The organism is Prevotella sp. BV3P1 (assembly GCF_000479005.1).
Classification (GTDB): domain Bacteria; phylum Bacteroidota; class Bacteroidia; order Bacteroidales; family Bacteroidaceae; genus Prevotella.
In genome coordinates this window covers 1-24,364 of sequence record NZ_AWXC01000003.1, presented here as the reverse complement: position 1 = coordinate 24,364, position 24,364 = coordinate 1, and the positions used below count along the sequence as shown (strand labels likewise).

The 24,364-nt window shown below is 47.8% G+C and carries 19 protein-coding genes; 10 read left to right on the top strand and 9 right to left on the bottom strand.

The window, feature by feature from the left end:
* The first annotated feature begins 306 nt into the window (after positions 1-306).
* The 5 genes from HMPREF1254_RS00190 to HMPREF1254_RS00170 all read left to right on the top strand — a co-directional run bounded on the left by HMPREF1254_RS00190 (position 307) and on the right by HMPREF1254_RS00170 (position 8,597).
* Entirely contained in the window at positions 307-3,402 is a 3,096-nt protein-coding gene (locus tag HMPREF1254_RS00190; RefSeq protein WP_036880227.1) for a SusC/RagA family TonB-linked outer membrane protein, read from the top strand.
* Between the two features lie 19 nt (positions 3,403-3,421).
* Positions 3,422-4,966: a SusD/RagB family nutrient-binding outer membrane lipoprotein gene (locus HMPREF1254_RS00185; protein ID WP_023056607.1), complete on the top strand. Its 1,545-nt coding sequence runs from the start codon at positions 3,422-3,424 to the stop codon at positions 4,964-4,966.
* Between the two features lie 27 nt (positions 4,967-4,993).
* On the top strand, positions 4,994-5,824 hold the full coding sequence (locus HMPREF1254_RS00180) for a DUF7015 domain-containing protein (protein WP_023056622.1): 831 nt from the start codon (positions 4,994-4,996) through the stop codon (positions 5,822-5,824).
* A 315-nt stretch (positions 5,825-6,139) separates the two neighbouring features.
* A complete protein-coding gene (gene pta, locus HMPREF1254_RS00175; RefSeq protein WP_023056596.1) occupies positions 6,140-7,162 on the top strand; it encodes a phosphate acetyltransferase in 1,023 nt (340 codons plus the stop codon).
* A gap of 235 nt (positions 7,163-7,397) precedes the next feature.
* A complete protein-coding gene (locus HMPREF1254_RS00170) occupies positions 7,398-8,597 on the top strand; it encodes an acetate kinase (RefSeq protein ID WP_023056603.1) in 1,200 nt (399 codons plus the stop codon).
* A 408-nt stretch (positions 8,598-9,005) separates the two neighbouring features.
* Here HMPREF1254_RS00170 and HMPREF1254_RS00165 read toward each other — a convergent pair whose 3' ends face one another.
* Entirely contained in the window at positions 9,006-9,608 is a 603-nt protein-coding gene (locus HMPREF1254_RS00165) for a hypothetical protein (RefSeq protein ID WP_036890710.1), read from the bottom strand.
* A 51-nt stretch (positions 9,609-9,659) separates the two neighbouring features.
* Entirely contained in the window at positions 9,660-9,821 is a 162-nt protein-coding gene (locus tag HMPREF1254_RS11895; RefSeq protein ID WP_155945399.1) for a hypothetical protein, read from the bottom strand.
* A gap of 1,030 nt (positions 9,822-10,851) precedes the next feature.
* Here HMPREF1254_RS11895 and HMPREF1254_RS00160 point away from each other — a divergent pair.
* Positions 10,852-12,939, top strand: a complete 2,088-nt coding sequence (locus HMPREF1254_RS00160; RefSeq protein ID WP_023056616.1) for an outer membrane beta-barrel protein — start codon at positions 10,852-10,854, stop codon at positions 12,937-12,939.
* A gap of 257 nt (positions 12,940-13,196) precedes the next feature.
* Here the strand turns inward: HMPREF1254_RS00160 and HMPREF1254_RS00155 are convergent, their stop codons facing one another.
* The 6 genes from HMPREF1254_RS00155 to rpmH all read right to left on the bottom strand — a co-directional run bounded on the left by HMPREF1254_RS00155 (position 13,197) and on the right by rpmH (position 18,441).
* Positions 13,197-13,850 (bottom strand): NigD1/NigD2 family lipoprotein, encoded by a 654-nt coding sequence (locus HMPREF1254_RS00155; protein WP_023056598.1) that lies wholly within the window; start codon positions 13,848-13,850, stop codon positions 13,197-13,199.
* A complete protein-coding gene (locus tag HMPREF1254_RS00150) occupies positions 13,844-14,992 on the bottom strand; it encodes a 1-acyl-sn-glycerol-3-phosphate acyltransferase (protein ID WP_023056610.1) in 1,149 nt (382 codons plus the stop codon). Before HMPREF1254_RS00150 ends, HMPREF1254_RS00155 begins: the two co-directional genes overlap by 7 nt.
* A gap of 9 nt (positions 14,993-15,001) precedes the next feature.
* Complete coding sequence (locus tag HMPREF1254_RS00145) at positions 15,002-16,003, bottom strand: D-alanine--D-alanine ligase (RefSeq protein ID WP_036880235.1); 1,002 nt, start codon at positions 16,001-16,003, stop codon at positions 15,002-15,004.
* A 19-nt stretch (positions 16,004-16,022) separates the two neighbouring features.
* Positions 16,023-17,090: an RluA family pseudouridine synthase gene (locus tag HMPREF1254_RS00140; RefSeq protein ID WP_023056601.1), complete on the bottom strand. Its 1,068-nt coding sequence runs from the start codon at positions 17,088-17,090 to the stop codon at positions 16,023-16,025.
* 6 nt (positions 17,091-17,096) lie between these two features.
* Positions 17,097-17,906, bottom strand: coding sequence for a PASTA domain-containing protein (locus HMPREF1254_RS00135; RefSeq protein ID WP_023056606.1), 810 nt, complete (start codon positions 17,904-17,906; stop codon positions 17,097-17,099).
* Between the two features lie 379 nt (positions 17,907-18,285).
* Positions 18,286-18,441 (bottom strand): 50S ribosomal protein L34, encoded by a 156-nt coding sequence (gene rpmH / locus HMPREF1254_RS11530; protein WP_004351099.1) that lies wholly within the window; start codon positions 18,439-18,441, stop codon positions 18,286-18,288.
* A gap of 192 nt (positions 18,442-18,633) precedes the next feature.
* On the opposite strand from rpmH, the gene efp reads away from it, so the two are divergent.
* From efp to HMPREF1254_RS00115, 4 genes are all read left to right on the top strand, one after another.
* Positions 18,634-19,200: an elongation factor P gene (efp, locus tag HMPREF1254_RS00130; protein WP_023056599.1), complete on the top strand. Its 567-nt coding sequence runs from the start codon at positions 18,634-18,636 to the stop codon at positions 19,198-19,200.
* Between the two features lie 317 nt (positions 19,201-19,517).
* Positions 19,518-20,570 (top strand): glycosyltransferase, encoded by a 1,053-nt coding sequence (locus tag HMPREF1254_RS00125; RefSeq protein ID WP_023056614.1) that lies wholly within the window; start codon positions 19,518-19,520, stop codon positions 20,568-20,570.
* 76 nt (positions 20,571-20,646) lie between these two features.
* Positions 20,647-21,330, top strand: a complete 684-nt coding sequence (gene radC, locus HMPREF1254_RS00120; RefSeq protein ID WP_036880253.1) for a RadC family protein — start codon at positions 20,647-20,649, stop codon at positions 21,328-21,330.
* A 147-nt stretch (positions 21,331-21,477) separates the two neighbouring features.
* A complete protein-coding gene (locus HMPREF1254_RS00115) occupies positions 21,478-22,653 on the top strand; it encodes a 3-keto-disaccharide hydrolase (RefSeq protein ID WP_023056594.1) in 1,176 nt (391 codons plus the stop codon).
* A gap of 388 nt (positions 22,654-23,041) precedes the next feature.
* Here the strand turns inward: HMPREF1254_RS00115 and kbl are convergent, their stop codons facing one another.
* Positions 23,042-24,229 (bottom strand): glycine C-acetyltransferase, encoded by a 1,188-nt coding sequence (gene kbl, locus HMPREF1254_RS00110; RefSeq protein ID WP_023056608.1) that lies wholly within the window; start codon positions 24,227-24,229, stop codon positions 23,042-23,044.
* Between the last annotated feature and the right edge of the window lie 135 nt (positions 24,230-24,364).

Sequence of the window (24,364 nt, the reverse complement as noted above, 5' to 3'; positions counted from 1 at the left end):
GCTTATTTTAATCTTTATTCGCTAAAATATGTTAAATATCACACCTATTAACTCATTTTTTTTACTTTTCGCACAAATCTCCTATATTTGTAAACTGTTAGCAAAAAGGATACGATATAAAAGAATGATTTCATGGGGTAGACCTTTGTTTACAGACTGAAATGTAAACAGAAAGACGAGGAATGAAATATGCATAAATATCTATCGCTAAGAGCTACTTGAATGCTACTGAACAAACCATTAATAATAAACAATATGTTAATTTAGCGATTGAAAGGAGAAATTTTTATGGTTAAAAGACTTACAATGTTATTAGCCGGCCTATTCATTACAGTTGGTGTGGCGCTGGCACAGTTTCAAGTCTCGGGTACCGTTACTGACGAGAATGGCGAACCCATATTGGGCGCGGCTGTTCGCGTTTTAGACACCAAAATCGGAACGGCGACCGACAATGATGGACGGTTCACTTTGACTTTGCCCGCGGGCAAGAGAACGATTGCGGTCTCTTACTTAGGTATGCGTACCGTAACCGTGACGGCCAGCAATGGCATGACGGTGAAGTTGTACTCCGAAGACAGAAAACTTGACGAGGTGGTAGTGACCGCGCTCGGCATCAAGCGGCAGAAAAGAGATTTGGGCTACTCCACGGAGAAGGTGGATTCCAAGCTGCTGACAGAGGGAAAAGCCGTGAATGTTGCCTCTGGCCTGCAAGGCAAGGTAGCAGGTTTGAACATCTCCACCCTAAACAGCGGCGTGTTCGAGAACGTGAAGATCAACATGCGCGGTATCCGTTCGTTGACGGGTAACAACAATCCCATGCTGTTGTTAGACGGCGTTCCCGTAAGTTTGAATTACTTGTCATCACTGAACCCTAACGACATCGACAACGTCAACATTCTGAAAGGTACGTCAGCCGCTGCCATCTATGGTCCTGACGCACGCAATGGCGTGATTGTCATAACCACGAAGCAAGGGGCCGAGGGCGGAGCTCCAAGAGTTACGTTCAGCTCTTCCGTCCAGGCGTCGAACATATCTTTCTTCCCCAAATTCCAAGAGCGATTTGGTAGTGGCGGAGGTACGGCCTACGATTTTATCCCATACGAGAACGAGTCTTGGGGGCCCGAGTACGACGGAAGCATGCGCCAGCTGGGCAAGCCGGACGAGAAAGGCAACGTGATGAAATATCCCTACGCCCCGATCAAGAACAACCGCAAGGACTTCTTCAATACCGGCCTCACTTTCCAGAACGACCTGTCGCTGGCCATGAAAGATTTCTATATCAGTTTCCAGGACGCCCGCGTGAAGGGTATCGTGCCAGACGACTGGAACCAACGCACGGGGTTGCGTTTCAATGGGTCGCGCGAGTACAAGAACTTCAAGGTGAGCCTTGGCGCCAACTACATTCAGCAAAACTATGACGTGTACAGCTCTAAAGCTATGCACAAATACTACGAAGACCAAGACGTGGGCATGCATGATGGCTTGATGGACTTGGTGTTCGCAACGCAGGCATGGGTTCCATTGACCAAATTCAAGACAGACGACCCATGGGGAAATTACAACACCTATTATTGCGATTTCTCACTCAACCCTTACCAGGCTATCGAAACGTTCCGCGAGAAAGGCCGCAAGCATGATTTCATCGGAAACATCGATCTGAAATACAGCCCGTTCTCATGGATGGACCTGAACCTACGGGTGGCTGTCACACATCGCAACATTTCATTTAAACAAAAACAAAAGAACGTGTCTCCATCCGAATACGCGGCCAAAGAGCGTAGTTTCAGGTTTATACCCCAGAGAGTGTCTGACCAAAACGAGCAGTACTATCGCCTCTCCACCGAGCCTTTCATAACCCTGCACAAGACCGTTGGCGACTTCAACCTTAGTGGTGTTTTGGGTACATACATGCGAACCAACCGCGAGGATTATCTCGGCGTGGCCGCCTCACCATTGAAGATACAAGGTCTTTACAACGTTTCCGGCCGTACCGGCGAGGTAGATCCCACCGAAAGAATGATTCGCACGCGTATGTTCTCCGTTTATGGAAGTGCCACTGTCACCTATAAGAATTTTGCAACACTGGAGGTAACGGGACGTAACGATAAGGTTTCAGTCTTAGCTCCCGGTCATAACAGCTATTTCTACCCGGGCGTGAACGCATCGGTCGTGCTCACGGATGCCATCCCTGCCATCAAGTCAGACTTCCTGAACTTCCTGAAACTGCGCGCATCGTGGAACAAGACTGGTAATGCTGACGTGGCGGCCTATCGCCTGAACACGCCATTTGAGCAAAAAGAAGGCTTCCCATACGACGGCCTGCCAGGATACAGGACAGGTACAAGAAAGACCGACCCCAACCTCTCGCCAGAGTTCATCAACAGCACCGAGGTGGGATTTGAAACCTCTATGCTCAAGAATCGCATAACGCTCGACTTCACTTACTATAACCAAAAGAACACCGACCAGCTGATTTACATACGCACGTCGCGAGGCACTGGTTACACATCTCGTTTGGTTAACGCAGCCTCTTTCCGCAATTACGGATTCGAAACGGCTTTGAAACTGACGCCATTGGTAAACTTCGGCGACGTGAACGTCAACCTGAACTTGAACTATGGATACAACAACAGCGAGGTGCTTAGCCTCTACGAGGGTATGGACAACTTCTTCCTCGGAGGTTACTTTATGGCTGGAGCGTATGCCGTGGTGGGCAAACCTGCGTTCATCTACAGCGCTAAAGACTATAGGCGCGACCCGCAAGGACGTGTTGTCGTGGACAAAGAGACCGGCTTGCCACAGGTTCAGGAACAAAACAAATACTTTGGACGCACCATGCCTATCCATACCTTGGGCATCAACCCATCCATTCGCTGGAAAGGTTTGACCGTATCGGCCGTATTTGAGTACAAGGGTGGCAACTACTCCTTCAACTATCAGGGCACGACAATGGCATGGGATGGACAGTCGCGTGTAACGGCCGCCAACAGCCGCCAACGCTTTGTGTTCCCGAATTCCGTTTACATTGACGGAAATGATGCCAGTGGAAATCCCGTTTACGTGGCAAACACCAACCGCACCATCAATAGTAACTATTCTTACTTCCACGGTGACAATTATCGCAGCGTGGGAACTAACTTCTTGTTCAGCGCTAACACCTGGAGATGGCGCGAGTTGTCCATCACCTATTCGTTGCCTGCCGAATGGCTCAGGTTCCAAAATTATGTCAAGGGCGTCGATGTGGCGTTCACCGGACGCAATCTGATGCTATGGCTGCCCAAGAGCAATGAGTGGAGCGACCCCGACTTCAGCGTGTACAGTGACCAAAGCGCCGGTACCATTACTTCCGCTATTAATCCGCCCACACGCACGCTTGGCGGCAGTATCACCCTTACATTCTAACGCTAAAATATAGATAAAGATGAAAAAGATATATTTGCTTTTAATGTCCGTGTTCGTGCTTAGCCTGTCAGCTTGCATGGACCTCGACATCAATGATGATCCAAACAATGCGACAGGAGATGTCATGAGCCCAGACTTGCAGTTGCCGTATATCGAGCATGCAATGGGAAGTTATATTTGTAAATCGGGTGCCGCAAAATGGTATAACCACTGGATGGGCTACTGGGCCCGTAGTGGCAACTACGGTTCCGACGAAGACGTAGAGGGATATGCCATCACGTCGGAGTTTGGACAATACTCATGGTATGACGGCTACAGCCTGCTCATCAACAACCATCTCATGGGTCAGAAAGCAGCGTCGGCAGGACTTGACGGCTACTTGGGAATATCCAAGATTATCAAGGCATGGGGTTTCTCGTACATGGTAGACCAATATGAGAAGGTTCCTTACACAGAGGCTTTCACAGAAAAATTGACCTTGAAGTTGGATGAGGGCAAGGACATTTACGACAGCTTGCTTGTGGAATTGGAGACAGCGGACAAACTGTTGGCTGGTACCGAAACCGGTAAAAACGCTGAGTTGGCCAACTGTGACAAGATTTTTGATGGCGACCTCGCCAAGTGGAGAAAATTTGGAAATACCGTGCGCCTTCGCTTAATCCTGCGCTTGGTCAACGTCAAGCCCGCCGCCGAGCTGAAAGGCATGGTCGACAAGATTGTCGCCAACGGCGCTGGTTTCCTTGGTGTCGGTGAGTCCGCAGAGGTTAATCCGCATTACAAGAACGACAAAGACAAACAGCAACCTTTCTATGGCGCTTATTACAAGGGTGTCAATGGTAAACTGATAGACCAGTACAATCGTGCCAGCGAGTACTTCATGGCATTGTTGCAAGACCACCACGACCTTAGGTACACCGCTTTCTTCCGTCCAGTTGGTGACAAGGATGGCAAAGGCTACGTAGGAGTGCGGTTCGGAGAAGAGAACCAAGCTTACAAGGATGAGCATACTGCAAACAAGACTTCTATAGTCGCTGGTCCTGGTTTGGCCAAGGGCGTTAGCGCCGCACAGTGGATCATGCCTTCATTCGAGAGCTTGTTCCTTCAGGCTGAGGCCATGCAGCGAGGCCTTTTGGCAGGAGACGCCAAAGCCATGTACGAGAAAGCCGTGACGGAGTCGTTCACGTGGCTGGAGGTTGGACGTTATGAAAAACCTTCCGCACGTACTGAAGAGTTGCCAGACTGGCAGAAAAAATCCCTCGGCCCCATACTTGAGAATTATCTGCATAATCCTGCCTTCACATTTGCCAACTGGGATAAGAATGAGAATAAGCTCAACCTCATTTTGATGCAAAAGTATATCGCCATGTGTGGTGTAAACAGTTTGGAAGCGTATTGTGACTATCGCCGCAACAACTATCCTGACATTCCTTTGTCAGTACACTCGACGCGCGGAAACAATGTCATTCCGAAACGCTTGGTTTACCCAAGTTCTGAATACTCCGCCAATAAAGAAAACACGCCGACGGTAAATCCTCAAACCGACAAAGTGTTCTGGGCAAAGTAGAATATTAACCATTCAAAGACTTGAATTATGAAGAAAAATATATTAATATTGGGTGCGTTGCTCCTCTCGATGTCTTTAACTTCGTGTTTAAACGATGACCCTGTAGACAACTTGGAGTATGGCATCAGAATACAAGACCTCGAGACACAGAAGATATTGGAGTTTGCTGGTATGTCTCACGAAAAGACAGTCGCCGTTCTTCCAGAAGGGGCTACGTCCACGGTAAAATTGGGAACCCTCAATCTCGCGGCCAAAGACATGGCACGAGAGGATATTTCCGTCAAGTTTAAAGTAAGCCATGATGGCATTGATGGAGACAAATTCCCATTGGGTTCCATTCAGGTGCAGGACGTGGTTATCAAGAAAGGCGAGCGCAAAGCAGACATTATGGCCACGATTACCAATGCCGCGCTTACCGCTGCGGGTGCCTCTGTTTCTCTTGCCATAGAGGGCGTTCCGGCAGGATACGTTATTAGTGGCAACTTCGGGACGTATCGCTACAACATCAAGATTAAGAGCGCGTTCGAGGGTAAGTATGTGTACAATTGCTTAGCGTTGGGTCCATGGGCCAAATTTATGCAATATGTAAAGAATGGCTCCACCATCACCTTGGCTACGGAAAGCCCCAATGAGGTATGGTGCGCACCATTCACGGGTTTGTTCAATGATATCACTAAGGTCATTTATGAGTTTGAGCCGGGTACGAACAAAATCGTTAAGGTTAAGATTCCGGAGATACCTAAATGGAAATTAGAAGTGGAGAACTCCACGTATGACGCTTCTACCAAGACCACTTACGTTAAGTGGACTATAAATGGTAAAAATGTTATCGAGGAAACGTTCAAGCGCGTAAAGTAAAACTTGTGACGCGTCATTCATCTTGAATGATGTTCCCAGAACTAAAGAGGGTGTATCATAATTCGTCATTATGATGCACCTTCTTTTGGTATTTACTGTCGAGGCCCTGGTGTCGCAGGCAAGACACCAAGTAGCAGAGGTAACTTTTTTCTAAGCAAACATCCGTTATGTCGATATTATTTGTTATTTTTGCAATTGCAATACAGGGTGGACGTCAACGAGTTGAATCTTTCTTTTTGCTTTGATGTCTACCGTGGGTTGCAGGCATGTTGATGCCGCTATTATGACACAAATCAAAATATAAATAACAACATCATGGATTTATTACAGCAAATTGTTGAGCGAGCAAAAGCCGACAAACAACGTATTGTGCTCCCTGAAGCATTGGAGGAGCGAACGCTACGTGCCGCTGACCGTGTATTGGCCGACGACATTGCAGACATCATCTTGATTGGTAACCCAACGGAGATTCACAAAATGGCAGAAGCGCGAGCGCTGAAGAATATCGACAAGGCTACCATCATTGACCCTGAAAACAATCCCAAGAGTGAAGAATATGCTACATTGTTAGCCGAACTTAGAAAGAAAAAGGGCATGACGCTCGAACAAGCACGCGAGTTGGTGAAGAATCCTTTATACTTAGGCTGCATGATTATCAAGACCGAAGGTGCCGATGGACAGATTAGCGGTGCGCTGAGTACGACGGGAGATACATTGCGCCCTGCACTGCAAATCATTAAATGTGCACCTGGCGTCACTTGCGTGAGTGGTGCCATGCTGTTGATTACGCAGGCAAAGGAGTATGGCGAGAATGGTGTAGTGGTTATGGGTGACGTGGCTGTTACCCCTGTTCCCGATGTGGATCAGTTGGCTCAAATTGCCGTGACTACCGCTGAAACGGCAAAGAGTGTAGCAGGCTTTAAGGAACCACGCGTAGCGATGTTGAGCTTCTCTACCAAGGGCAGTGCCTCTCATGAGGTCGTTGCGAAAGTGGCAGAAGCTACAAAATTAGCAAAGCAACGTGCGCCACAACTCAAAATCGATGGCGAGTTGCAAGCCGATGCCGCCCTGGTGCCATCGATAGGACAAAAGAAAGCTCCGGGAAGTGCTATCGCTGGCAATGCCAACGTATTGGTGGTTCCCAATTTGGAAGTAGGAAACATTAGCTACAAGCTGGTACAACGTTTGGGCAATGCCATTGCCATAGGTCCTATCTTGCAGGGTATTGCGCGCCCAGTGAACGACCTTAGCCGTGGTTGCTCGGTAGACGACATCTATTATATGGTTGCCATCACCGCTTGTCAGGCACAAGATGCCAAGAAAGAGGAGGAGAGGTGATATAGTTTACAAGTTAACGAGTTTACAAGTTCACAAGTTGATAGTTTACAAGTTGATGGTGTTTAAGCAAAAAGTCTATTTACTTGTCAACTCGTCAACTAAAAACTCGTCAACTCGGAATAATTCATAATTCATAAACCAACAACTCGTAAACTCGTGAACTTAGTAACAAATAAGCCATCAACTCGTGAACTTGTAAACTCGTAAACTTGTAAACTTAGTAAAAAACTTAACAATGAACATCTTAGTATTAAACTGCGGAAGCAGCTCTATCAAGTATAAACTCTACAACATGACCGACGAGTCAGTGTTGGCTCAGGGAGGTGTAGAACGTATTGGTCTCGATGAGGCCTTTGTGAAAGTAACATTGCCTAATGGTGAGAAGAAGAAAATCATGCACGACATGCCCGATCATAAAGAAGGTGTGAACTTCGTGTTCTCTTTGCTCACCGACCCCGAGATTGGGGCAATCAAGTCATTAAACGAGATTGATGCCGTAGGCCATCGTATTGTGCAAGGTGGCGACCTGTTCGAGGATAGCGTGATTGTAGATAAGCACGTAGAAGACGGAATCGAAAGCCTGTGCGATTTGGCGCCTGTACACAATGCGGGTCATCTTCGTGGATTGCGTGCCGTGGATGCACTCATGCCCACCACACCACAGGTGTGTGTGTTCGACAACGCGTTCCATAGCACCATGCCCGATTATGCTTATCTCTATGCCGTACCATACGAACTGTACCAAAAATATCATGTACGCCGTTATGGCTTCCATGGCACCAGTCACAAATATGTGTCACAACGTGTGTGCGAATTCTTAGGCAAGGACATCAAGGATATGCGCATCATCACTTGTCACATCGGCAATGGTGCCAGTGTTACAGCCATCAAGGGCGGCAAGTGCATCGATACCTCCATGGGATTGACCCCCTTGGCTGGTGTGATGATGGGCTCGCGTTCGGGCGATATCGACCCTTCTGCTGTTACCTATCTCATGGAGAAGTTAGGTAAGAAGCCCCAAGAAATGGCCGACTTCCTGAATAAGGAGAGTGGTGTGCTCGGTATTACCGGCATCTCATCGGACATGCGCGAGATAGAATCGGCAGCCGAAGAGGGCAATGAGAAGGCTCAGTTGGCACTGAAGATGTACAACTACCGCATCAAGAAATACATAGGTGCCTACGCTGCTGTCATGGGAGGTGTTGATATCATTGTGTGGACGGCTGGCGTAGGCGAGAATCAAATAGGTACTCGCCTCGAGGCTTGCAGTGGATTAGAGTTCTTGGGTGTGAAGATGGATGCCGAGGCCAACAAGGTTCGAGGCAAGGAAGCTATCATCTCTGCGCCCGATTCCAAGGTGACGGTTTGTGTGATTCCTACCGATGAAGAGATTGTCATCGCACGCGACACCATGCGACTGGTATCAGAAAAATAACTTTCTTCGATATAAAAACAAGTTAAAGGGGATATGCCAAATGGTGTATCTACTTTTAAGTTTACGCTTTGTTCACGTTGACCGGATGAGAATGATGCGTGTCCGTATGTATGATTTTCCTTGACAACGTGCCTCTTCATGCTTGGCGTATTTGCAAACAACCTTGCATCTGACCGAAAATACGCCAAGGATAAACAACTTTTAAATCTTGTTGATAAATAGTATGTTATGGCCTTTTTCCGGCGGTTGGCTCTCATGCATCACGCGTTTTGTAGACAAAAGCATTGCTTTAACCCAAATCGGTCAACCTTGAGCTTATCAAGTTTAACCTGTAGCATGCAACACTTACTGTTGTAAAAGCGAGCATTGGCAGCAGCAGTCGCTGTGGCGATGCGCATTTTGCGACCGCTACTTCTTGAGCACCTTGAAGGTCTTGCCATCGCTCGTGCATACAATGTTAATGCCCTTGCCAAGAGTAGACCGAAGGTGCCCGTCCATGGAGTAGATGGCTTTGGCCTCGCAGCCGTTCTCAACGTTTGCGCGCGCTATGGAGGCAGTTTTGTCTGGCACAATGACAACGTTTTGAGCTTTGCTGCCGTCTGCCGTGGCTACGAACTTGCCAAACTCGTTTCCGTCAATCTTGCCACCATCGGGCGACTGTATCTTGCAAGCTGTGAGAGTGATGGAGCTTAGTTTGTTCACGGACGTGGCCTTCAGGGTGGCATTTTTCACCACGAGGTGGTTATTTTTGTCTTTCTCGTCACCCAAGCTCCAACCTTCCAACCTGCGATCCATATCCACGGTGCAGTCGTCAATGGTCAGTGTGGCGTCATGGTGTAGATACACGTCGGTAAATCCTGCGTTCACCTTGAGAGTTCCGCCGCCAGTGATGGTGGTCTTAGAGTTCATGAGACGGACGGCCTCCGAGGAGGTGACCCTGATATCACTGTTTCCAATCAGCTTGATGGTAATGTCCAAGCCGCTAACCAAAAGCGTGTTGTCATATGCCATGCTGTTCTCGATCTTGGCGTTGTCCAGTGTGAGAGTCTTGGTCGTCGCATTTCAGCTCACATTGCCCGATTTGAGCCATGTCCCTGTGAGTGTGGCGTCATTAGCTATATTTACAGCGTTGTTATCAATTTTGAGTTGTTGTGCGTTGATGCGCCCTGTCCACAGCGTAGCGGCAATAATCAGCAAAAGGGTGTGTAAAGTTCTGAATTTCATAAGCGTAATTATTTAATTGATAATAAAAATATTCATAAAACAGGTTATTAAACTTTGTTGCATTTTATCCATTTATGCTGCAAAGGTACATTTTTTTCTTTCTTCGCTTTTGTTTAGCTTTTATTTTTTTTGAACATCCACACAACATAAAAAAATATTATCGCATGCAAGAGCGCAGAAATGTGATAATTAAAGCCTGATGGCATACCACATTTTCTTGCAAGAATATATACAAGTATGCGACACTTTTATTGAAGAGAGATGATTTTTTTACCATTTTTTGTAAAGATATTCGGCTGCTTTTGTCTTATCATTTTACCAAAAAATGGCCATCTAAAATCTTCAAAATAGAAAATTTTAATAGGCAAACGCTCAACAAAATTGGGCTGATTTTAACAAATGAGGCGTCTTTCCATGCTGAAACATTGACTTCACTTGCTTGGAAACACTCTTTAGAGCTCTTATTCACATGCCACAGCGGCATTAAAGCATGCAAATAGCAGGCTTATCTCAATGCTTCAATCGCCCAAAAGTGGTAAAAACAGGAAAGAAAAGAGAAGGTGTGAGCGTAACATTCACAATAATAAGTGATTACGAAATTTGCTTATATTTCGCGTATTTGCGACCAACTTTGCTGTTGGTTGTTTTTATGCGAGTTATGAGAGGCTCTTTATAAAGAAAATTCAGCGTTTATTATCCTTCCGTGCAATGTGTCACCGATTTTACACATAGCGTTTTTCGTTGTAAAAAAAATGATTTTTCAAATGAGCGAGCCGAGGTAACCATAGAAAATCTCATCATATCTTGTAGGTTTTAACGGATTTGTTTATTTTTGCAACAGAAATCATCAAAAATGACGTTTATTTTGCTAATTCCAAACCAGCCTGCGACAATGGTACTCTTGTATCGCTGTCAGCTTTTCATGGGAGAAAGTAAAAAAAATGCATTGAGGAACGCTTAAGAAATGATTAAAAGAGACAGTCGAAATCATATCTCTGTAATAACGTCCAACTTCACCTAAAAATAAAACATGAAATATTTAATAACAGTCATATTATTTCTATCAGTTCAAAATTTATCTGCACAGGTAGCCAATGATAACGATTCTATAGATATTAATAAATGGTATAAGAATTTGCCAGAGGTTATTGTGAAGGCAGAAAAGCCAATAGTAAAATTAGTACAGGGAAAGATGGTGTACAATATGCACAATCTTTTAGAAAAGTTACCTGCCGACAACGCTTACGAGGCGCTTACACGCATTCCCGGTGTCAGCGATGCCACTGGTAATATCTCCCTCTTGGGCAATGCGGTGACGCTGATTATCAATGGTCAGGCCACTACGTTGACGCAAGAACAGCTGGCAGAACGACTGAAAGCGATGCCTGCCGCACAGTTGGCAAAGGCTGAGGTGATGTTGTCTGCCCCAGCTCGCTATCATGTTCGTGGCATGGCTATCAACATCGTCACGAAAGATTATGCCGGTACCAATCGGTTGTCGGGACAGATGGTTGGCGGATTGCAGCAAAACAAATATTCAACTGGCTTTGGCAATCTTTACCTTTCCATGCAAAGAGGCAAGTTTGGACTGGATGCACAGTATCAATACGTTAACAGCAATTCATACGTTGAGTCTTCGCACATAGCCAATCATCCTTTGGGCAACAAGCGCGTAAACTATTATGACGAAACTTGGCAGAAGTCGTTTGGTATCACACACGACTACCGATTGGGTATGAATTATGCGTTCAGCAAGAATCATCATCTCGACATTGCCTATACCGGAAATTGGAAAATGGCCAGCTCCAACAGCCAAACGACAGGTTTGAGCGTAAGCAGAGTGCACCTTGACAGTCATGAGTATCTGCACAATGTGGATGTCAACTACTCACTTCCTTTCGGACTTACCCTTAGCGGCTCGTACACCCACTATCGAACGCCGCAGCAACAATGGCTTGACGGCACGATGCAGGCGGATGAAAATACGACTGAAACAGAACGCAACCTGACAAGTGGCAGTGAGCAGACCATCAACAAATGGATGTTTACGGCGGATCAAAACCATTCATTGGCGCATGGGTGGGGGTTGTCGTATGGCGTGAAAGGACAGTTTGCGAGCAACAAGAGCTATCAGAACACCCTCAATAAAACGGGAAACATTCTGCCCAATGCGACCAGCAGCGTTGACATCAATGAGCGGATATGGAACATGTATGCAGGTTTCAGCAAGCAGGTCAACAAGGCAATCAGTCTTGAAGCATCCGTTGCTGCCGAGCAATACCACTCCCCGATGTGGAATAAATGGCGCATATATCCTACGCTCAACGCTTTGTGGGGCATCAACGACAACCATTTGCTCAACCTCTCCTTCAATTCCAATTCAGTGTTTCCGAACTATTGGTCAACCATGAGCAATGTGTTTTACTCATCCACCTACACAGAGGTACATGGCAATCCCGATTTGAAACCATACTCCTATTATAATGTCAATCTGATGTGGCAGATAAAAAGACGTTATACGCTGATGGCTTTCGCAAATCTCAGACCCGACTATTTCGTGCAGTTGCCCTACCAGACAGCTGACCGCATGGCTGTCATCATGAAGGAAACCAACTTCGATTATTCAAATAGCTTCGGATTGCAGGCCTCTGCCATCTTCAGTGCAGGCAAATGGCTCAACGGTAATGTGTTTGCCGTAGGGACTTATAGGCACGACAAGAGCAGCCATTTCTTCGACTTGCCATTCGATCGTGAGAAACTTTCTGCCATATTTGGAGGTACTGCATCGGTAAAACTTTGCGAAACTCAGGACGTGCGCCTTATTCTGAATCCTTTCTTTCAGTCGAAAGCAATACAAGGAGTTTACGACATCAGTCCCATCTTCCGAATGAATGCCAAACTGCAATGGTCGTCACACGATGGAAAATGGGGACTGCGCCTCAATGGCAGCAACATCTTCAACAATTTCTTTGACACCCGTTCCGTGCAAGGCAACCAAGACTATCGTATGAAGATCAATTTCAATTGGTCGACAGTTACTTTTGCCGTTGTCTATAAGTTCGGTGGCTACAAGGAGAAAAAAGTTAAGGAAGTTGATACCTCACGCATGGGGCACTAAAGAGAATGCGGCGTTTCTTACATGATTATACCATATATAGGGGGTGTAGGAAACGCTGTTTGTAGCCTATATATCATAGTAGAACTTGGCAAGAAACCAAGCGATACAATCCCAAAGCGGACCTGGATTGAATGCAAGGAGCGGTTCGCTTTTCGCTGCTGACAATGAAGTTTTTGGGAAGGGAATGTATGAAAGCCACATGCTTTTGATTGGCAGTGGCCATTATAACTCCTTTGAAAAGAGGGTGCTTCGACAGCCTACAAAACAAATGTTTTCTCCACCATGCCTTGGTAGGTGTTTACTTTGAGGCGGATGGAATCGCCGGATTTGTAGGATGCCATGGGGATACTGATGTAAAGGGTCTTGGTGTAATAGGAAGGAACGTGGTTGCGGTTGTGCAACAGCTGTAGGTCGATGGCCTTTTTGCCATTGGCGTGTGTCACTTGCTTGTTGAGCACAATGCCAATCTTTTGCTTCTGTTTCTCGTCATCGGGCTTTCCAGACATGACGCCCAAGCGCAGGTTGATGTACTTTTTGTTTTGGCTCAGCCAGCTGCTTTGTAACTTTACGGGGTCGGTGGGGTTTTTTTTTGATGGCTTCATTGGGTGCAACACCCACACTGTGACGCATGTGTTCCCTTCCGTTTTGTCAGGTGATTTTTTATAATAGAGCATGGTTCGGTAGGTACTGTCGGGCGTGGTGGCCCAATGACAGCTGAAGGGAGGACTGAATGTGAGCTTCTCATCGGTGTCCGTCACCGCATAATCTACCTTGCATTTGGCCGCGGTGTGCATGTCTGCCATCTCGGCTTTGAGGTACGAGTATTGTCCGTCGCCTGCCTCGTAGGGGTCAATGGTGCAGGCAGCTAATAGAGTTGTGAAGCTCAAGGCAAGGGCAGTGATTCTCAACATGCGGCTAAATGGTTTTTCAAGGGATTGGCATACATCGTGAGCATGCGCTCTCTCAGGTAGGCTTCATCCTTGTTGGGGATGTCTATCTTGGCGAGTTGGTCCGACAGATATTGCTCAAATGCGGCTTTATCTTGCGGGGTGTAGTGGCTCGATGTGGCGTTGTTTCCTTCCAACAGGTCGTAGGCGACGTAGTTATTGGGATAGATGCGGTAGTTACGGTGTATCTCTTGGTCGATGTGCGCGGCTATTATGCGGTACAAATCGGCCTTTGGCATGTTGGCATCCAGTGTGCTGAGGTAATCGTCTATGCAGGGTGCACAGTGATAGTGGATGTGTCCTTTGTAGCCCATGATACCCGTTTGCATGCTCACGATGTCGTCTTGCGATCCTTTTTGCCAGTCAGGATTGTCGCGCTTCAGTTGGAACTCGGCTGCTTTGAGGTAGTCGCAGGGGTCGTATTCGTACGAGATGGCCAACGGAACCAAATGCAGTTGTTGCAGTCGCTCAATGATGTTGCCCTCTCCACCCATGGCCATCATCTTCAATATGCTCTCTGCCGTGCGGTCGTCAGAATCCTTCGCACGTCCCTCCCGCTGTGCTATCCAGATGTTTTCTTTCTTCTCTTCGATGGCGAAGTGCATGTATGCGGAGAGCCGTTTGCTGGTGGCGAGCATCTCTCGGAACGACACACTGCGCTCAACGATGAAGGCCTTGTTGACTCGCACCAGATCCTTGACCCATGGCAGCGATAGCAGGTTGTCGCCAATGGCAATCTCGCAGGTGGTCGGAAAGTTGTGGTCTATCAGCAGTTTAGCCAACAGTCCCGAATCGAGAACAATGTCACGGTGGTTGCTGATGAACGTGTAATTGCGCTCATTGCTAATGGACGTGGCATCCATGTCACAACTCTTGGCTTTCTGCGCCAACAGCTTCTGCAAGAATTCATAGCAGAAAGCCTTCTGAAAGTCAACGTTCGTCTTGCAGACATGCAGCCGCTGGGCAATTGCATCCATTGGCACGTTGGGATAAAGATAGGCCAATACCTGCTGAAACTGTGGGTCGGCCAACAGCCGATCGAACACTTTCGGCAGCTCTTCGGGTTCGAAAGGACGGATGGAGTCGAATTCGGATGGAATATGCATGATGGGGAGTTAGAATTGATTTTCTACGATTTCGGTCAGCACGTCGGTGATGTTCAGGCCTGCGGCGCGTACCTGTTGTGGAATAAAACTGGTAGGTGTCATGCCGGGAGTGGTGTTCACCTCGAGCATGTTCACCACGTCTTGTCCCGCTTCGTCCTTGGTGATGATGTAGTCAATGCGGATGATGCCGTTGCATTGTAGGATGTCATAGATCTTACTTGTTTCCTCAGCCACCTCCTTGGCCGTTTGCTCAGAGATGCGGGCAGGCGTTATTTCCTGCACCTGACCGTTATATTTGGCGTCGTAATCGAAGAATTCGTTGCTGCTCACCACCTCTGTCGCAGGGAATACCACGCTCTTCTCGCGGGTCTTGTAGCAGCCGATGGATAGTTCGGTTCCATCCATGAAATGCTCAATCATGGCCGTGTCGCTCTCCATGAAGGCCACGCGCAAAGCCGGAGCCAGTTGATCTGTGTTCTTCACTTTGGTCACACCAAAGCTCGAACCGTCAGCGACAGGCTTCACGAAGCAAGGCATGCCAAGGACGTCTTGCACCTTCTGCTCGCAGAGTTGGTTCTCTTCACCACGTTTCACCAACATACTTTTCGCCACTTTGACGCCGAATGCGGAAAGGTAGTTGTTCAATACATACTTGTTGAAGGTCATTGCTTCCACCAACACACCGCTGGTAGAGTAGGGTATGTGCAACAGCTCAAAGTAGCCTTGCATGATGCCATTCTCGCCCGGGGTGCCGTGAATGGTGATGTAGGCATAGTCGAAAAGCACGGCTTCACCTTCTTTCACGAACGAGAAGTCGTTTTTGTCGATGCTGGCTGTGTCGCCGTTGTCAAAGCAAACGTTCCAGTCTTGTCCCTTGATGGTGACGATGTAGACATTGTATCGCTCTTTGTCGAAAAACGAATAGAGCCCTTGTGCCGAGCGTAGAGATACGTCGTATTCTGACGAGTCGCCACCGCAAACGATGGCAATGTTACGTTTCAGATGATTCATATTTGATGTATATTTTTGTTTATTCTTCAAAAGTGTCGTTGTTAGTGCCGTGAACATAGATGCTCCACTTGTCGATGAGCTGCCGCATGTCGTTAGGCAAGTCGGAGGTGAAGTCCATTTGTTGGCCTGTTGTGGGGTGTGCAAATCCCAATGTCTTGGCGTGTAAGGCTTGTCGGTTGCACACCTTGAAACAGTTTTGGATGAAGGCTTTGTAGGTTGAACTGCGCTGTCCGCGCAGAATTTCGGTTCCACCATATCGCTCATCGCCGAACAGCGGGTGCCCAATGTGTTTCATGTGGGCGCGTATCTGGTGCGTTCTTCCCGTTTCCAGGACGCATTCCACGAGCGTCACATAGCCGAAGCGCTCAAGAATGCGATAATGTGTAACGGCGCTTTTGCCTATCTCACTGTCGGGTGGAAATACGTTCATGCGCAACCGATCCCTCGGGTCTCGCCCGATGTTGCCCTCTATGCGCCCTTCTTCCTCGTTGAAGTTGCCCCACACCAAGGCGTTGTAGCTGCGGTGAGTGGTCTTGTTGAAGAACTGAAGTCCCAGCTTTGTCTTGGCAAGCGGCGTCTTGGCGATGACCAACAGCCCGCTGGTATCTTTGTCGATGCGATGAACAAGCCCCACTGCGGGGTCGTTGGCATCAAACGAACTCAAGTCTTTCAGGTGCCAGGCCACGGCGTTAATCAGCGTTCCGTGAAAGTTTCCAGCGCCCGGATGCACCACCATGCCGGGCGCTTTGTTTACCACCATCAGGTCGGCATCTTCATACACGATGTCCAAGGGAATGTCTTCGGCCTCAATGGTATGGTCGTGTTGCGGCGCATCCAGCATCAGGGTGATGACATCCAAGGGGCGAACTTTGTAGTTGCTCTTCACGGGTTGGTCGTTTACATGCACGAATCCAGCATCCGCCGCCTTTTGGATGCGGTTGCGACTGGAATGTTTCAGGCGTTCAAACATATATTTGTCCACCCGCAAAGGCTCCTGTCCTTTGTCAACCACGATGCGGAAATGCTCATAAAGTTGCTGTTCCTCATCGTCTTCCAACAACGTCATGTCCTGTGCTTCTTCAGCCATCTATTCTTATTTTGGAGTGGATTTGGGTGATTTAGGCGTGGCCGGCTCGGTCTTCTTGGGTGCCGTCGGTTCTTTCTTTTGTGGCACCGTGGGTTCCGTTTTGCTTGGGTTGAGCGGCTTGACCTCTTGTTGATGAGTTGTTGCTTCCTCCGTTTCCGTCACTGGCCCCGTCACTTCTTCGAATCTATCAACGTCATCTTCTTCGCTTGGGTCATATTCAGGATAAACCGGATCTACATAGTCAATCACGTCAGTAGAATCGCGCATGCCGTTTCCCGCTTGGATGATCACCGTGTCTTCGATGGAAATCCTGTCGCCTGTCACCACATGTTTCCCACGAACCAGAATGCCGTACACCCAGTCTTTCTCGCCTGGAATGAATTGAGGTGTGCCCACTTTGAAACCCATGGCGGTAAGTTTGGCCATGGCTTCACGCAGTGAACTGTTGTCAATGACGTCGGGTAGGGTGATGGTTGGCGATTTTGAGGCGTTGATGGTGAGGTAGATAATGCGTCCTGTCTTCACCTTGTCGCCAGCTGCGGGCGTTTGTTCCAACACACAGTCGGGGGGTATTGTCTTGACATATCCCGTATCACTCACCACAGCCTTAAAGCCCAGCTGACTTAATATTTTCTCTGCTTCCTTGAAAGATTTTCGCTTCACGTCGGGAATGGCAATCGATTCGCCGTGGTGCGTGTAGATACCGAGGCCATACCGCACACCAAGACAGACCAAAACAATGGCGACGGCCATGCCCAGGAGGTTCCCCCACAGGTAAAAGCTCTTAAATTTATTGAAAAATTCAGATGATTTCATTCCCTTTCTTGATGGCTTGTTGATATAGCATGGCCAAATTCATGGCAGCTTATCTTTATGCAAAGATAGTGCAAATTGCACAAAAAGCAAATTTGTTTACTATGCTTAGGCGATGCCTGTCTTATGCAAAGACAGTGCGAGCCGAGCGCAGTCAAGCTTGCTTGTAATTGCCGAGGCGATGCCTGTCTTATGCAAAGATAGGTCAATTCGCAGATAATACAAAATAAAAGTTCTTGTTTTTTCAGCGCTGGTTAACTGCTACAACTGTTGCATTGAGCGTGGGTTGACTGCTGTCACTGTTGCGTTGAAAGATGCAAAAAGCAGCAAAGACCTAATTCTTTGCTGCTTTTTGGCGTCACGCCCGATAAGCTATACTTGCTTATTTGCCGTGATGTTCGTCAGAAACGGTTAATTTCTTGCGGCCATGAGCACGACGCGAAGCCAGTACGCGACGACCATTCTTCGTTGCCATTCTTTCACGGAATCCGTGTTTGTTCACCCTTCTTCTGTTGTGTGGCTGAAATGTTCTCTTCATTGTTATTGATATTTATATTATTGTTTTCTGATTACTTTGGGGTGCAAAAGTACTCATTATTTTCGGAATAACAAAGGATTAAACTATTTTTCGGCTCAAAAAGTATGCTTTTTTGCAATTTATTCGTAACTTTGCACCGTTTTATAATGCGTTACAAGCTACAGATATAATTTTTTCAAGATAAACAAACAAATGATCAATTCACAGGAAATAAAGATCGGAACATGTATCCGTCTTGACGGAAAGATTTGGACTTGCATCGATTTTCAGCACAGAAAGCCGGGCAAGGGTAACACAGTCATGATCACCAAGCTGAAGAATGTTTCAGACGGCCGTGTCTTGGAACGTACCTTTCAGATAGGTTTTAAGTTAGAAGATGTGCGTGTTGAGCGTCGTCCTTATCAGTATTTGTATGAAGATTCTACTGGTTGTATCTTCATGAATCAGGAAACTTTCGAGCAGATTCCTTTGCCCAAATCCGCGGTGACGGGTGGTGACTTCATGAAAGAAGGCGACGTAGTAGAGGTTGTTACCGACACCAGTGACGGCAGTGTGCTGTTGGCTGAAATGCCGGTGAAGACCGTTTTGCGCATCACCCACTCTGAACCGGGCATCAAGGGCAACACCGCCACCAACGCAACCAAGCCGGCTACGCTCGAAACAGGCGTAGAAGTGCGTGTTCCGCTGTTCGTTAATGAGGGCGAACTGATTCAGGTAGACACCCGTGATGGCAGTTACCTGAGTCGCGTGAGCGAATAAACGTCTTTTATAAAGAATATACAAGTCTCTCTTTACGGAGGGGAAGAACGAGAGGTTACTGCATCGGAATGGGTGTTGTAACCTCTTTTACTTTATAGTTGATGACGCGTCTGCCGTTCGCAGTGCACAACCTCGAAGCCGACAAAACGGAATAATTCATAATTCATAATTCATAATTCATCGGCCGACAACTCGGAATAATTCATAATTCTTAATTCATAATTCATAAGCAAACAACTCGGAAACTTAAAAACTTACAAACTTAAAAACTTAAGAACTTGTAAACTTGTCAACTCGTCAACTTGTCAACTAAAAATATGAAATACAGCGTGATAGTTCCGGTATACAACCGACCGGACGAGATAGATGAACTCTTAGAGAGCATGCGGCGACAAACATTCACCGATTTTGAGGTGTTGATTGTCGAAGACGGTTCATCTTGTCCTTGTGATAAGGTGTGTGAGAAGTATTCAAACCTGCTGGACATCAAGTATTTCATGAAGCCAAATGGCGGCCCAGGCGACAGTCGTAACTACGGCGCTGAGCGGGCCTCGGGTGAGTATCTCATCATTCTTGACAGCGATGTGGTGGTGCCACACGATTATTTTTATGAGGTGGAACAGGAGCTGAAGGCTGCTCCGGCCGACGCATTCGGTGGACCTGACCGTGCACATCCGTCGTTCAGCGACACCCAGAAAGCCATTTCGTATGCCATGACCGCCTTCTTCACCACGGGAGGCATTCGTGGTGGCAAGAAAAAGCTGGACAAGTTTTATCCCCGTTCGTTCAACATGGGCGTTCGGCGCGACGTCTATCTGAAGCTCGGCGGATTCAGTAAAATGCGTTTTGGTGAGGACATCGACTTCTCCATTCGCATCTTCAAGGGCGGCTACTCCTGCCGGTTGTTCCCCAAAGCGTGGGTGTGGCACAAGCGCCGTACTGATTTTCGCAAGTTTTTCCGACAGGTGTTCAACAGCGGCATTGCCCGCGTCAACCTCTATAAAAAGCACCCCGAGAGCCTCAAGCTGGTGCATCTGCTACCCACGGTGTTCACCTTGGGCGTTACGTTGCTGTGTTTTCTCATAATTTTCGGACTGATTTTGTGGTCGGGACCCAGCAACCATTTCAGCGCTCATAGCGTTGGTAAGTATCTCTTTTGGGGTGGGTTGTCACCGCTTGTCATCTATTGCCTGGCTATTTTAATCGACTCTTCCTATCGCAATGAAAGCCTAAGAATAGGATTTCTCAGCATTCGGGCCGCCTTCATCCAGCTCTTTGGTTACGGCCTTGGCTTCATCAGCGCCTGGTACAAGCGTTGCCTGCGCGGTAAGGGTGAGTTCCATGCTTTCGACAAGACGTTCTATCGATAAAGTTGCCATCATGACCCACCCGCAGAACATCAGTCATCTGTGCTCTTCACAGGATGAGAACAACCCGGACGTTCCCATGCGTCTGGCCATCAACCATTGGTCGGAAGACGACCGACCGCGCGAAAAATTGGAGCGGCTGGGGGCTTCTTCGCTGTCAAACGCCGAGCTTTTGGCCATTCTCATCGGGTCGGGATCGACGGATGAGAGTGCCGTTGACTTGATGAAACGCCTACTCAGCGGCTGTAACAACAACCTCAACAGTCTGGGCAAACTGTCCATTCACGAACTCACCCGCTACAAGGGTATCGGGCCAGCCAAGGCCATCACCATCCTGGCAGCCTGCGAACTGGCCAAGCGAAGAGCCATGGAGCGGGCCGAAGAACGGCAAGATTTAGGGTCGGCAGTCGCCATCTACGATTACATGCACCCCCGCATGCAAGATTTGGACGTAGAAGAGGCCTGGGTGTTGCTGATGAATCAAAACTTCAAGCTCATCAAGTCGGTACGCATCAGTCATGGCGGCATCAGCGAAACGGCCGTCGATGTGCGTGTCATCATGCGCGAAGCGGTGCTCTGCAACGCCACGGTCTTGGCCTTGTGTCACAACCATCCCAGCAACAACACCACGCCCAGCAGTGATGACGACCGACTGACCAGGCGTGTGAAGCAGGCCGCCGAGACCATGCGCATCTACTTTCTCGACCACATCATCATCACCGATGGCCGTTACTACAGCTACCGTGAGGAAGGCAGGTTGTAGCTGCGACGAACTTGTGCGTGCAGGTAAGTTCGGTTTAAAAATGCAACTTTTTGCGCAGCAGGCGGGATATTACAAACAAAATCCTTATTTTTGCATGAGTATGGTTGATGCCGTACCTATCATTCATTATTTAGAAAAATCTATTACATGAGAAAGAGAAACTTTTATTTTGTATGGGCAGCCTTTTTTGCCTTTTCCTTTGCTCCCCTTCAGGCCGGCGCTATCAGCCAGCCAGGCACAAACAATCTTCAGGTAAATCATCCGACGCGTGACCGTTCCTTGGATGGGGTTTACCGATTGTTGGATGAGATGAGGGCCGGCATGGATGACAAGGCGCAGGATCGGGCAGCTGCACAAGCTGTCAAGTTGGTGGTTGCCTCGAGTAAGAATGGAGAGGTAAAAACATTGTATCTGCGTGAACTCATGCAGTTTACCAAGAGTAGGAGCCAGCAAAAAAACATCTTGAAAGAGTTGGGCAAGACGCGTTCGTACAAGGCGCTGCTGTATGTCACCTCTTTCTTGAATCATCCTGAATTCAAGAAAACAGCCGCACAGACCGTGTCACAGTTGGTGTTGAGCCGTCCCGACTTCTTGGATGAGGGAACGAAACCCGCTGTGGAAAAAGCCTGTACGTTGCTATCTGGTTCGAAGGCCAAAGCACTTTGGCAGCTCATCAACAAACAAATGCGGCAACAACAAGTGAAATCTGGCTTCGTTAGTCTGTTCAATGGAAAGGATTTGACGGGCTGGAAGGGCTTGGTGGCCAATCCCATCAAACGGCTTCAAATGTCCAGTCAGGAACTGGCCGCAGCGCAGGTTAAGGCCGATGCACAAGCCAAGAAAAGTTGGGTTGTGGAAAATGGGGTGCTCGTTTTTACGGGGAAGGGTGACAATCTTTGCACCGTTCGTCAATATGGTGACTTTGAAATGCTGGTCGACTGGAAGTTGCATCATGGCAAAGAACCCGATGCAGGCATCTATCTGCGCGGCACTCCGCAGGTACAGATTTGGGATACGGCTCGTGTGCATGTAGGTGCGCAAGTGGGATCTGGCGGACTCTATAATAATAAGGTGTACGAAAGTAAGCCTTCGAAAGTGGCTGACGAACGAGTGGGCGAGTGGAATACGTTCAGAATTAAGATGATAGGAGACCGCGTCACCGTGTGGCTGAATGGCGAACTGGTGGTGAACAACGTGGTGATGGAAAACTATTGGGATCGCAAACTGCCTATCCCTTCTATCGAGCAGATTGAATTGCAGGCACACGGCAGCAAGGTGAGTTATCGTGACATCTACATCCGTGAGATTCCGAGAAAGCCATGACGCTTGATTGCTATTGCGGACTGGATAGGTAAGTGCGTCCGCAAATGTCGCAGATTGCATCATCCTTCCTATGTTTTTTATGTGGTGGCATGTCAAAAAAAATCTGTTTTTTGGCACGCCACCCTTATTGCTTTTTCTTAGTGCGTAGCAAATGGTTTTCAATAGCATGGAGATTGGACGTTAAAGTCAATGAGTTTGGGCATCAAAGGCATGTCTTTTGCACCCTAATCCCATAGCTTTTGCCGAGCTGGATTTTTGCCGTTGATCATCAACTTGTTATAATGTCTTACCCGCAAGATAAAAAACGCTGTACAGTCTAAACCATACAGCGTTGGATTCTATATAAATGTTTGTTTTTTTTCAAGGAGCGTTAGGTGTTGCACGCACATTATTTCAGCACGTCCAACTCCTTGCCAATCTTGATAAAGGCATAGATGCACTTGTCCAGTTGTTCGCGCGTGTGTGCGGCAGAGAGCTGAACACGGATGCGAGCCTCGCCCTTCGGAACTACCGGATAGTAGAAGCCGGTGACGTAAATGCCCTCGTCGAGCAATTTAGCTGCATATTTCTGTGACAGCGGCGCATCGTAAAGCATCACGGCGCAGATGGCACTCTGCGTGGGTTTGATGTCAAATCCTGCTGCCAGCATCTTATCGCGGAAGTAGGTAACGTTCTCTACCAGCTTGTCGTGCAGGCTGTTGCTTTCCTTCAGCATCTTGAAAACTTCCAGGCTCGCGCCGATGATGCTCGGTGCGAGCGAGTTGGAGAAGAGGTACGGCCGACTGCTCTGGCGCAGCATGTCGATGATTTCCTTGCGTCCGGTGGTGAATCCTCCGAGTGCGCCGCCAAAGGCTTTGCCTAATGTTCCCGTGTAGATGTCCACGCGGCCGTATGTGTCTTTCAATTCACTTACGCCGTGACCAGTGGCGCCAACCACACCTGCCGAGTGGCTCTCGTCTACCATCACCAAGGCATCATACTTCTCTGCCAGGTCGCAAATCTCATCCATTGGTGCCACGTTGCCATCCATCGAGAACACGCCGTCGGTGCAAATGATACGGAAACGCTGTGCCTGTGCTTCTTTCAGGCATTTCTCCAGCTCGGCCATGTCGCCGTTGGCATAGCGGTAACGCTTGGCCTTGCAAAGCCGAACGCCGTCGATGATGGATGCGTGGTTGAGCGCATCCGAGATGATGGCGTCTTCGTCGGTGAGCAATGCGCCGAACAATCCACCGTTGGCGTCAAAGCACGCTGCGTAGAGAATGGTGTCCTCGGTCTTGAAATATTCGCTGATGGCGGCTTCCAACTCTTTGTGAATGTCTTGTGTGCCACAGATAAAACGAACGGAAGACATGCCGAACCCGCGGCGGTCCATCATCTTCTTGGACGCCTCAATCAGGCGCGGATGATTGGAGAGTCCCAGATAGTTGTTGGCACAGAAGTTCAACACTTCCTTACCTTTGACCGTAATGGCTGCATCTTGCGGACTCTCAATGATTCTTTCCTCTTTGTATAGACCTGCTTCTCTTAGCGCATCGAGGCTCTGACTAAGATGTTCTTTCATTTTACCGTACATAATATTAGGTTTTTAATTTGTTCTTCCTACAAAGTAAGTCATTATTTTTGACATGGCAACGGCTTTCATGTTATTTTTTATAAAAAGTAAGATCGACTTTCAAATTCTTACCCGAATCTTTCGGGGATGTCAAAA